General features: G+C 69.4%; 8 protein-coding genes. 6 read left to right on the forward strand and 2 right to left on the reverse strand.

Annotated features, from left to right (window positions below; translation table 11 throughout):
• Positions 1–109 precede the first annotated feature (109 nt).
• The 6 genes from ABJK40_RS15345 (at position 110) to ABJK40_RS15370 (ending at position 10,281) form a co-directional block, all read left to right on the forward strand.
• Positions 110–2,656 (forward strand): glycoside hydrolase family 3 C-terminal domain-containing protein, encoded by a 2,547-nt coding sequence (locus ABJK40_RS15345; RefSeq protein ID WP_348480888.1) that lies wholly within the window; start codon positions 110–112, stop codon positions 2,654–2,656.
• A gap of 124 nt (positions 2,657–2,780) precedes the next feature.
• Entirely contained in the window at positions 2,781–4,511 is a 1,731-nt protein-coding gene (locus tag ABJK40_RS15350) for an alpha-amylase family glycosyl hydrolase (protein ID WP_348480887.1), read from the forward strand.
• A gap of 139 nt (positions 4,512–4,650) precedes the next feature.
• Positions 4,651–6,672, forward strand: coding sequence for an NAD(P)/FAD-dependent oxidoreductase (locus ABJK40_RS15355; protein ID WP_348480886.1), 2,022 nt, complete (start codon positions 4,651–4,653; stop codon positions 6,670–6,672).
• 184 nt (positions 6,673–6,856) lie between these two features.
• On the forward strand, positions 6,857–8,044 hold the full coding sequence (mftD, locus tag ABJK40_RS15360) for a pre-mycofactocin synthase MftD (protein WP_348480885.1): 1,188 nt from the start codon (positions 6,857–6,859) through the stop codon (positions 8,042–8,044).
• A 123-nt stretch (positions 8,045–8,167) separates the two neighbouring features.
• On the forward strand, positions 8,168–8,905 hold the full coding sequence (gene mftE / locus ABJK40_RS15365) for a mycofactocin biosynthesis peptidyl-dipeptidase MftE (protein ID WP_348480884.1): 738 nt from the start codon (positions 8,168–8,170) through the stop codon (positions 8,903–8,905).
• Positions 8,875–10,281, forward strand: a complete 1,407-nt coding sequence (locus ABJK40_RS15370) for a glycosyltransferase family 2 protein (protein ID WP_348480883.1) — start codon at positions 8,875–8,877, stop codon at positions 10,279–10,281. Before mftE ends, ABJK40_RS15370 begins: the two co-directional genes overlap by 31 nt.
• Here the strand turns inward: ABJK40_RS15370 and ABJK40_RS15375 are convergent.
• Together ABJK40_RS15375 and ABJK40_RS15380 are read right to left on the reverse strand one after the other, a co-directional pair.
• Positions 10,250–10,798, reverse strand: coding sequence for a DUF4395 domain-containing protein (locus ABJK40_RS15375; protein ID WP_348480882.1), 549 nt, complete (start codon positions 10,796–10,798; stop codon positions 10,250–10,252). The two genes, ABJK40_RS15370 and ABJK40_RS15375, sit on opposite strands and share 32 nt — an antisense overlap.
• A gap of 68 nt (positions 10,799–10,866) precedes the next feature.
• Positions 10,867–12,000 carry a DUF418 domain-containing protein gene (locus ABJK40_RS15380; protein WP_348480881.1) on the reverse strand — a complete coding sequence of 378 codons (1,134 nt, stop codon included), beginning with the start codon at positions 11,998–12,000 and terminating at the stop codon, positions 10,867–10,869.
• Between the last annotated feature and the right edge of the window lies 1 nt (position 12,001).

Genomic DNA, 12,001 nt, shown 5'->3' on the forward strand with positions numbered 1-12,001 from the left:
GTTCGGGTGGGGCGACCGGCCAGCACCAGCAGGGGCATTACAGGCTCGGTCGTGGGCCTGGCCGTCACGGATCGTGGAAGCGTCGGGACGTGCGTGTCATCATCGCGGGGTGATCGACATCGAAGCCGCGCTCGGCGCCCTCTCCCTCGACGACAAGTGCCGCCTCGTGGCCGGCGAGACGAACTGGCGGACTCACGCCTTCCCCGACGCCGGGATCCCACAGTTGAAGATGAGCGACGGCCCGACCGGGCTACGCGGCGAAGGTCACGGAAGCGCCGGTACGCCCGGTGTGGCCGTTCCGGCCGGCATCACCCTCGGCGCGTCGTGGGACGCCGACCTCCTCGCGGAGATCGGCGACCTGCTCGGCAAGGAGGCGATCCGCAAGCGTGCGCACGTGGTGCTCGGCCCGACGGTCAACCTGCATCGCACACCCGTCGGCGGTCGCACGTTCGAGTGCTACAGCGAGGACCCGGAACTGTCGGGCGCACTCGCCGCGGCGTACGTCCGCGCCGTGCAGGCGCACGACGTAGCGGTCACCGTGAAGCACTTCGTGTGCAACGACACCGAAGTCGACCGGATGACCGTGAACGTCGACGTCGACGAACGTCCACTGCGCGAGTTGTACCTCCGCCCGTTCGAGCGGGCGGTCAAGGAAGGAGGCGCGTGGGGGATCATGAGCGCCTACAACCGCGTCGGCGGCGAGCACGCTGCCGAGAACCGGCGGCTGCTCACCGACATCCTGCGCACCGAGTGGGGGTTCGACGGCTACGTCGTCTCGGACTGGTTCGGCGTGCACGAACCCGTCGGCGCAGCGAATGCCGGGCTGACGCTGGAGATGCCCGGACCGATCCGGGTCTACGGCCAGGGCCTCGTCGACGCAGTCGAGCGTGGCGACGTGACCGAGGCGACCGTCGACGGCCTGGTGCGCGATCTCCTCGTCGTGATCAACCGCACGCGCGCCGACGAACGCAGCTGCGACGAGCCCGAGGAGTCGGTGGACGATCCGGCCGAGCGTGCGTTGACGCGCCGTGCGGCGATCGCGGGCACGGTCCTGCTCCGCAACGACACGGTGCCGTCACTCGGTCGCCCGGTGCTCCCCCTCGATCCCTCACGGCTCACCTCGGTCGCCGTGATCGGACCCAACGCCGTGGTGGACCGGTCGATGGGCGGCGGCTCGGCGAGCCTCACGCCCTTCGCGTACCGCACCGTCCTCGCCGCCCTCGAGGACCGACTGGGCGAACAGAGCAGCGACATCACCGTCACCTACCAACCGGGAGTGCGCATCGATCGCCTCACGCCCGTCGCCCGGCGCCAGCAGTTGCGCACGCCGAGCGGTGAGCCGGGCCTCCGGCTCGAGTACGTCAACGGATCGGACTGGGACGCGCCCGGCTCGTTCGACACGATCTCGCCCACGTCGATGCTGCGCTTCTTCGGGACGACGCCCCCCGAGGTCGACCCGGTCTCCTTCGGCGCCCGGGTGACCGGATCGTTCGTCCCCGACATCGACGGGCCACACGTGATCGGCGTCGTGTCGACCGGCCCGGTCGAGATGACGGCCACTCCGGAGGGCGGTGACCCTGTCGTGGTGGTGGACGATCCCGACATGTTGATCCCGCGCACCCGGGAGTTCTTCGGGTACGGCAGCGAGGAGTCGACCGCCGTGATCGATGCGGTCGCAGGCGTGCCGATCGAACTGTCGGTGAAGTGGAAGACCGCCGCCGGCAACGGATTCGCAGCGCTGCGGGTCGGCGTGCGCACGCCCGACCCCGACGACCTGTTCGAACAGTCCGTCGCGGCCGCGGCAGCAGCCGACGTGGCCATCGTGGTCGTCGGCACGAACGACGAGTGGGAGACCGAGGGTTTCGACCGGGAGGTGATGGATCTGCCCGGCGAACAGGACGAGTTGGTCGAGGCGATCGTCGCCGCGAACCCGAACACGGTGGTCATCGTCAACGCCGGGTCACCGGTCACCATGGACTGGGTCGACGAGGAACACCCGAACCCGGCGCCCGCGGTGCTCACGTCGTTCTTCGCCGGCCAGGAGCAGGCCGAGGCCTTGATCGACGTGCTCACCGGTGTGGCCGACCCGGGCGGGCGACTGCCCATCACGTACCCGAAGCAACTCGCCGACCACGCCGCGTTCGAGCACCACGAACCCGAGCGCCCCGCCGACGGCCCGCCACAGCAGCGCTACGAGGAAGGGCTGTTCATCGGCCACCGCCACTTCGAGCGGGCCGGCATCGAACCCCGCTTCTGGCTCGGTCACGGGCTGAGCTACGGCACCGCCGAGTGGGGTGACGCCTCGGCGTCCGAGACGACGGTGTCGGCCGCCGACCTCGGAGACCATCCGATCCGCGTCGTCGTGCCACTCACGTGCACCAGCGAGCGGTCGGCCACGGTCGTGGTCCAGGGCTACGTGGCACCACTCGCTGCGCCGGTCGAGCGTCCGGTTCGCGAGTTGAAGGCATGGTTCAAGACGAGGGTCGCTCCCGGATCTGCGACGGAGGTGACCCTGGAGTTCGGCCCGGACGCGTTCCACCACTGGGACGTCGAGTCCGGGGCCTGGATCGTCGCTCCCGGCGACTACGACATCGTGTTGGCCACGTCCGCAGCGCCCGACGCCGAGCACCAGCGGATCCGGGTCACCCTGACCTGATCACGCCGGGCACGGACCCTTCTCCTGCATCGATTCGACGAGGCGCGGGAGCATCCGTCGTCCAGCGATCGCGGGGCCGATCACGAGGGTGTCCCGTTGCGATGAAAGCGCTTACATTGTCGGCATGAATGCACAGCACTGGTGGCAGGAAGCCGTCGTCTATCAGGTCTACGTCCGGTCGTTCGCCGACTCGGACGGCGACGGCGTCGGCGACCTGGAGGGCATCCGCAGCCGCCTCGACCACATCGCCTCGCTCGGTGTCGACGCCATCTGGCTGAACCCGTGCTACCCGTCGCCCCAGCGCGACCACGGCTACGACGTCGCCGACTACCACGCGATCCACGCCGAGTACGGCGACCTCGCCGCGTTCGACGCGTTGCTCGCCGACGCCCGCGACCGGGACATCAGGATCCTCATGGACCTCGTGCCCAATCACTGCTCGAACGACCACGCCTGGTTCGTCGAGGCGCTCGCCGCCGCCCCCGGCAGCGACGCGCGCTCGCGCTTCTACTTCCGCGACGGTCGACCGGGTGACGACGGTTCGGACCCGCACGGCAACCCGCCGAACAACTGGATGGCGGCGTTCGGCGGGAGCGCCTGGACCCGGGTCGGCGACGACGACCCCCAGTGGTACCTCGGCACGTTCACGCCGCACCAGCCCGACTTCGACCACACCAACGTCGACGTCCAGCTGATGTTCCACGACGTGCTCACGTTCTGGTTCGATCGCGGCGTCGAGGGCTTCCGCGTGGACGCGATCTCTCCCGTCGGCAAGGACCCGGCTCTGCCCGACGCCCCGCCGGTCCCCCCGGGCACCGGGATGCTGCAGGTCACCTGGGAGAACCCCTACACCGTGTTCCGCCCCGAAGGCCACGACGTGTGGCGTCGGTTCCGCACGACGATCGACGACTACATGGACCGCCATCCCGGGCGTGACCTGATGATGGTCGCCGAGGCGTACATGAACGGTCGGCCCGACCTGATGGCGGCCTTCGTCAACGACGAGCAGTTCCATCAGGCGTTCGCATTCGACCTGCTGCTGTCACCGTGGGTCGACACCGAGATCGAGCGGGCGATCCGCGACACGCTCTCGATCATGACGATCGGCTCGACACCCACGTGGGCGCTGAACAACCACGACGTCCAGCGCATCGTCACGCGCCTCGGTCGGGCGAACGCGACCGACCCGAACACGATCAGCAACAACGCGCTGGAAGCCGCCGACGGTGCCGTCGACGTGACGCGAGGTGTGCGACGCGCCCGAGCGATGATCACACTCGCCATGGCGCTGCCCGGCTCGCTCTACCTCTACATGGGCGAGGAACTCGGGCTCCCCGAGGTGCTCGACATCCCCGACGACCGACGCCAGGATCCGGTGTTCCTCCAGACGCACGGCGAGCGGATCGGGCGCGACGGTTGTCGGATCCCGCTGCCGTGGACCGACGATCCGTCGACCAACTTCGGGTTCTCCGGCGGCGAGGACGACATCGACGGTGACGCCACGCCGGCCGACGCCTGGCTCCCGCAGCCCGACGGATGGGGCGTCCACGCGGTCGACGAGTTGGACGGGGACGACACGTCGATCCTCGAGCTGTACCGGGCGGTGATCGCGGCGCGCGACGAGTTCGCCGAGCCGGAGGGAATGGTGGCGGCAGTCGTCGACCTGGGCCCGGGCCTCGTCGCCGTCCGGCGAGGCGACCTGGTCGCCGTCACCAACACGACCTCGGAGCCGATCGCGCTCGACATGGACGACGACCTGGTCGAGATCGCCACCCCCGTGTTCGCCTCCGAGCCCGCCGAGATGCACACCCCCGGCGTGGTTCCGCCCGACTCCACCATCTGGCTCGTGAGCTGAAGGCGTCGCCCGGGATCCGACGGGCACGCGGTCGCATCCGGATCTCGGTCCAGCGGACGAGCGGTCCGGTCGGGTCCCGACACGACGGACGTTCCTGGCCGGTGCGTCGATCGGGCAGCCCGGTGGCAAGGATGTGTCCATGCCCGAGTCGCTGCTGGACAACCGGATCTCACCGATCACCGCTTCCGACGAGGAGATCCACGCCGCCGTCCACGGGGCAGACCTGGCGAGCTTCCTCCCGGCACTGCTCCCCGCCCTCGCCCATGCCCTGGGCGACGACTCGCTGCTCGTCGAGGCGCTGCGACCCGACGGTGACCTGATCCGCGACGAGACCGCGGGGCTCGACGCCGATCAGCAGGCCGAGATCCGTCGACTCGCGGTCGAGGTGTTGATCGACGTGCGCGACGGCCGTCGAGCCTTCGTCACCGGCGGAGCAGATCGGAACGACGACGGGCACCAGGGCGGCGGCGGAACCGATGACGCCCGACTCGGTGCGAGTGACGACCACATCCGACGACTGATGTCGCACTCGACCGGCGAGGACATCGGCGCCGAGTACGTGCCGCTGATGCGTGAGGAACTCTCCGTCACCGGCGAGGACCTGCGGGCGCCGACGTGGCGCGCGGCGGACCTGGCTCCCGACCGGTCGTTTCCCGTCGCGATCATCGGCGCCGGCATGTCGGGCATCCTCGCCGGTCACCGTCTGAAGCAGGCCGGTGTGGACTTCGTGATCTACGAGAAGAACCACGACCTCGGCGGCACGTGGCTGGAGAACACGTACCCCGGTTGCCGCGTCGACGTGTCGAACCACGTGTACAGCTACTCCTTCGCCCAGCGCAACGACTGGCCGTACTACTTCTCGCCTCAGCCCGAGTTGTTGGACTACTTCCGCACCTGCGCCGACGAGTTCGGCCTACGCGAGCACATGCGGTTCGGCCACGAGGTGACCTCCATGACCTGGTCCGACGACGACCGCGAGTGGACACTCGACGTGGACGGCGCCGAGGGGGAATCGACGCACCGGGCGAGCGCGGTGATCTCGGCGGTCGGGCAGCTGAACCGTCCGAACATGCCCTCGATCAGCGGCATGGACGACTTCGCCGGTGCGTCGTTCCACTCCGCGCAGTGGGATCACGACGTCGACCTCGCCGGCAAGAACGTCGTGGTCATCGGTGCGGGTGCGAGCGCCGTGCAGTTCGTGCCGCATGTCGCGGAGGTGGCCGGGCACCTGAGCGTGTTGCAGCGCACGCCGAACTGGTTCGTGCCGGTCCCGAACTACCACCACCCAGTCGCAGAGGGTCTGCAGTGGCTGTTCCGCCACGTGCCGGGCTACGCGCAGTGGTACCGGTTCTGGATGTTCTGGCGCTCGTCGGAAGGGCTGCTCGCTGCGTGTGCGGTCGACGACGACTGGGACGACTCGTCCCTGGCGACCGGGGCAGCGAACGCCGAACTGCGCGAACTGCTCGAGCAGTGGCTCTTCCTCTGCTACGCCGACCGACCCGACCTCCACGACACGGTGCGCCCGATGTATCCGCCCGCCTCGAAACGAATCGTGCTCGACAACGGGTCGTGGTCCACCACGATGAAACGTGACGACGTCACGCTCGACGGCACGCCGATCCTGCGGATCGAGGCCGACGCTGTCGTCACGTCGGACGCGGACGGACACGAGACGCGTCACACGGCCGACGTGATCATCTACGCGACCGGGTTCCAGGCATCGAAGTTCCTCACGCCGATGAAGGTGGTCGGCTCGGGCGGGCGTGACCTGCACGACGTGTGGGACGGTGACGCTCGCGCCTACCTCGGCGTGGTCCACCCCGGCTTCCCGAACTTCTTCCTGTGCTACGGGCCGAACACGAACATCGTCGTGAACGGCTCGATCATCTACTTCTCGGAGTGCGAGGTCCACTACGCGCTCGGCGTGATCGAGATGCTGCTGCGTGAAGGTCTGGCGTCGGCCGACTGCAGGCAGGACGTCCACGACGCCTACAACGTCCGCATCGACGAGGGGAACCTGAAGATGGCGTGGGGCGTGTCGACCGTGAACAGTTGGTACAAGGCCGAGTCGGGCAGGGTCGCCCAGAACTGGCCGTTCAGCCTGCTCGAGTTCTGGCAGCAGACCCGATCCCCCGACCCCGGCGACTACCACCTCACCTGACGCCGAGTCCGGCGCGTCCGGCGTGGCCGACTGGTCCGACTCGTCCGGCTCGTCCGGCGTGGCCGCCGTCCGACGACCTGGAGCCCGTCGCGGATCGTGTGGACACAGGCGGTTCGGGTGCCGCAGCCGACCCGGATCCGGGCCGGCTTGGGTGCGGTGGTGGACCGGCTCGTACGATGCTGCCGTGCAGAATCCTTGGTTCAACCCGTGGTTCGAGTCGATCGCGGTCGCGCAGAAGCGTGCGAAGCGGCGACTGCCGGCGTCGGTCTACGGCGCACTGATCGCCGGCGCCGAGCGGGGCATCACGCGCAACGACAACTGCGCCGCGTTCGAGGAGATCGGCTTCCGTCCGCTCACCGCCGGTCAGCCCGCCACACGCGACATGGCCACCGAGGTGATGGGCCAGTCGATGTCGATGCCCGTGATGATCAGCCCGACCGGCGTGCAGGCGGTGCACCCCGAGGGCGAGGTGGCCGTCGCCAGGGCCGCCGCGGCGCGCGGCGTGGTCATGGGACTGAGTTCGTTCTCGTCGCAGCCGATGGACCAGGTCATCGCTGCGAACCCCCAGACGCTGTTCCAGATCTACTGGGCCGGCGATCGCGATTCGATGGTCGGGCGCATGGAGCGAGCGAGGTCGAACGGAGCGGTCGGCATGATCCTCACGCTGGACTGGTCGTTCGTGCACTCGCGTGACTGGGGGAGCCCGGCGATCCCGGAATCGGTCGACCTGAAGACGATGATCAAGCACGGCCCCGAGGCGCTGATGCGTCCGAAGTGGCTGCTCGACTGGGTGAAGTCGGGGGCGATCCCGCAGCTCGGCGTGCCCAACTTCCGGGTCTCGGAGAGCGATCCCGTTCCCGGCTTCTTCGAGGCCTACGGAACATGGATGCAGACCCCGCCGCCCACGTGGGAGGACGTCGCCTGGCTGCGATCGCAGTGGGACGGCCCGTTCATGGTCAAGGGGATCAACCGCGCCGACGAAGCGCGTCGAGCGGTCGACGCAGGCGCTTCGTGCATCTCGGTCTCGACGCACGCCGGCAACAACATCGACGGCACCCCGGCGCCGATCCGCGTGCTCCCCGAGGTCGTGGCTGCGGTGGGCGACGAGATCGAGGTGGTGATGGACTCCGGCATCCGCCGGGGCTCCGACGTGGTCAAGGCGCTCGCCCTGGGGGCCAAGGCCGTGATGATCGGACGCGCCTACCTGTGGGGCCTCGCTGCCAACGGGCAGGCCGGCGTGGAGAACGTCCTCGACGTGTTGCGGATGGGGATCGACTCGAACATGCTCGGACTCGGCGCCGCCTCGATCGCCGACCTCTCCCCCGACGACCTGATCGTCCCCGCCGACTTCTCCCCTCCCCCTCGCACGTGATGGTGTGGCAGGGGTCTGACCCACTCCACACCACGTGGTGTGGCAGGGGTCTGACCCACTCCACACCACGTGGTGTGGTGGAGGTCTGACACAAAGATGGACGCGGCTGCGAGACTCTGACCGATGCGGCTGGGCGAGGCGACGTGGAACGAGGTCGAGACGGCGACCCGGTCGATGGGCGACGACGACGGCACGTTGTCGCCGATCATCCTCATCCCGGTCGGCTCGACCGAACAGCACGGTCCGCACCTTCCGCTGAACACCGACACCCTCGTGGCCGAGGAGGTCGCGGGACGCGCACTGCACCGTACGACCGGGCTGATCATGGGCCCGACGATCTCCGTCAGCGCGTCCGGTGAACATGCCGGCTTCGCCGGAACGCTGTCGATCGGGACCGAGGTGATGACCCAGGTGGCGGTCGAATTGGGACGCAGCGCCGACTGGGCGGCGGGCGTGGTGTTCGTCAACGGGCACGGCGGCAACCACGATGCGCTCACCCGAGCGGCGGAACTGCTCACCTCCGAAGGTCGCAGTGTGATGGCGTGGTGGCCCAAGTGGCGTCGGCGCACCGACGGCGGCCCCCCCGACCTGCACGCCGGACGGATCGAGACGTCGCTGATGCTCGCGATCGACCCCGGCCTGGTTCGCTTCGAACTGTCCGCGGCCGGTCCGGACACACCGCTCGATCAGTTGCTGCCCACGCTGCGCGCCGCCGGCGTGCGCGGCGTCAGCCCGAACGGAGTCCTCGGCGACCCCGACGGCGCGAGCGGGGCCGAGGGCGAGCGGTTCGTGAACGACTTCGTCGACGACCTGGTGATGACGATCGAAGCGTGGCGCCCGATCGATCCGACACCGGCCTGACCCACGTGCGATACCTCCGTGACTCGACGTGGCTGCGCACGGGCGACGAACGACGACTGGTCCTGGGAGGTTCACCCTTCCGACTGTTCCGCCTGACCGTCGCCGGTGGCCGAATCGTCGATCGTGTCGAGCGCGGCGAGTCGGTGGACCGGTCCACGCTCGTCGATCGACTCGTGGAGACCGGGGCCGTCCATCCGTTGCCCTCCCCGTCGGAACGCTGGTCGGTCGGCGACGTCACGATCGTGACGCCGCGACTGGGAGGGGCTGCGACCGACGACGGCCGGATCACCGTCGACGACGGGTCGCTGCCGCCGATCCCCGGTGCCACGACACGACTCCCGACGAACCTCGGGCCCGCAGCTGCGCGCAACGCGGGCCGCCGCCTCGTCGACACCGAGTTCATCGCCTTCGTCGACGCGGACGTGGACCTCGACGTGAACGTCGACATGAACCCCGACACGGACGCAGACAGCGACGCCGACTCCGATGTCGACGCCGACCGCGGCGCGCGCGACGCCGCTCCGTCGAGGTCGCCACGCGTGTCCTGGCTCGAACCGCTGCTCGCCCACTTCGACGATCCCCGGGTCGGGCTCGTCGCCCCGCGGGTGCTCGGTGGCCGGCACACCTCGCTCGACCTCGGAGCCGAACCCGCACGGATTCGTGTCGGCACCCGGGTGAGCTACGTACCGGCCGCCGCGATCGTCGTCCGCGCGGCTGCCTTCGACGACGTCGGCGGGTTCGACGAGACGCTGCGATTCGGCGAGGACGTCGACTTCGTGTGGCGCCTCGACGCCGCCGGCTGGACGTGCCGGTACGAACCGGGGTCGACCGTGTGGCACGAACCCCGACCGGACCGCATCGGTCGCCTGCGCCAGCAGGTCGGATACGGGTCGTCGGCCGCGCCACTCGCGTTGCGGCACCCGACGGCGCTGGCACCGTTGCGCTCCGACGGGCTGCTCACATCGACGTGGGTGCTCGGCGCACTCGGCCACCCCGTCCTCGGCGCGGCCTGTGCGATTGCCGGCGCCGCCGGCGTCCGACGCAAGTTGCCCGGTGTACCCACCCCGGTCGCGCTGCGACTGGCTGGGAAGGCTCAGATCGCGACCGGTCGGCAGGTCGCCACGGCGATCCGGCGGGTGTGGTGGCCGTTCGTCGTGCCACTCGCCGTGATGTCCCGGCGGGCGAGGCTCGTCGCACTCGCATCGGTGCTCGCCGATCCGACCGCGCTGCCGACCGACCTCGCCTACGGGTGGGGCGTGTGGCGCGGCATGCGGGGGCGGCGCACGCTGCGACCGGCCGTGCCGAAGATCGGCACACGGACCGGTCGGTCGGGCGCCGACGGGTTCAGTGGGTCGGGACCCGATCGCCGGTCGTGACCGGATCTGCGGGGACGGCCACTCGGGCTCGCAGCACCGCCTGACTCAGCCGCTCGCTGATGTCGTCGCAGTCGTCGCACCCCCAGATCGCCGAGTAGGCGATGCACCCGAGGCAGATTGCCAGGACCGCTTCGAGCGACGCCGCCACGACCAGGCCGGCGAGCAACCCGTAGGTCGCCCAGGTCGCACCCGTGACCCAGCCGATCGCCGCTGCGCCGGAGAACGCGAGACCGACCATCTGGGCGAACCGCTTCGGAGGGCCTGGCACACGACGGGATTCGATGCCGAACCGCCGCTCGACGAACGGCGTGGCGACGCGCGTCGAGAACTGCCCGAGCGGCGACAGCGTCGGGCCGGTGAGGACACGTGCAGCGAAGCCGAACACGAGCGGCACGAGCAACCAGCCCTCGCGGAAGATCAGGAAGGCCACGGCCTGTGCGACGACTCCTGTCGCCACGAGACGGGCCGAGGTCTCGTTGACGGGGTTCGGGAAGCTGAAGATCTGACGCACGCCCATGACAACGACGATCGTATTCACGACATTCCCGATCAACACGGTCGGGATTCGGCTCGCGACGAGGATGCTCAGCCGCCGATGGCGCGGTACACCCGCTCGGCCGGGCCGCGACCGAATCGACGGTGCCAGGCGGCTCCGAGGGTGATCGCCACGACCCAGAAGCAGAACGCGAACGTGAGCGCGGTGCCGAGTCCGTTCGGCTGCACCAGGTCCAACCAGTCGACGAGCAGGTTGAAGACGATGATGTGGGCGATGTACAGCGTGAGCGTCATCTGCCCTGCTCGACGGAACGGGTCGACGAGCGTCGACGCCGGGCCGGTCGCTCGGTCGGCGATCCAGGAGATCGCGGCGAAGGCGAGCAGCGCCGTTCCCATCGCACTCGCCACGAAGACGATGCCCCGATCGAACGGGTGTGGTGACAGCAGATGTGCACTGAACGGAGTGGTACCGAGTTGCGACACGATCACGGCGGTACCGAACAGGACGAGGCCGAGCCCGCCACTCCGCAGCCGCCACTCGGGCGAACCCAACTGACGACCGGCGATGATGCCGGCGCACAGGAACGCGAGCCACGGAACGAGCGGATGGGTGCCGTTGATCGTCACCTCGAACACGAACCGGCGGATCGAATCCTGCCCCGGTTGCGTCAGCCACGACACGCTCCCGCCGTCTTCGACCTGCCAGAACGACCAGGTCGCCAGCCACCAACCCGCAAGGGTCGCCGCGAGTCCGACCACCACGAGCCAGCGGGTGGCAAGCGTGAACAGCAGTGCCGCCGCGACGAACATCGCGCCGTAGAAGAGGATGATCGTGCCGTTCCAGATCACCTCCAGCACCTGGCCGAGCACGTACAACGCCAGCCCGCGACGCACGAGGCGCCACCGCATCTCGGTGATCTCGGCACGCGACCCGCTCGCCACGACCCGCCGGGTGAGCAGTGTGATCCCGACCCCCGCCATCAGCACGAACGTCGCGGCGAATCGGGTGGAGAGCGGGCCGCGGTGTGGGTGGAAGAAGCGCTCGGCGACGGTCGAGTCGGGGAAGCTGCCGCCGCCCTCGAACACGAGGTAGCCGTGGTAGTTCATCACGACCACGCCGATCAGTGCGATCGCCCGCACCACATCGGGCCCCGGGAGTCGGTCGACGGATTCGGTCGGCGGGTCGACCGGCAGCTCCGTCGCCGTGCGCTCGGTTGCCGTCACC

This window comes from Ilumatobacter sp. (assembly GCF_039969435.1).
Taxonomy (GTDB): domain Bacteria; phylum Actinomycetota; class Acidimicrobiia; order Acidimicrobiales; family Ilumatobacteraceae; genus Ilumatobacter_A.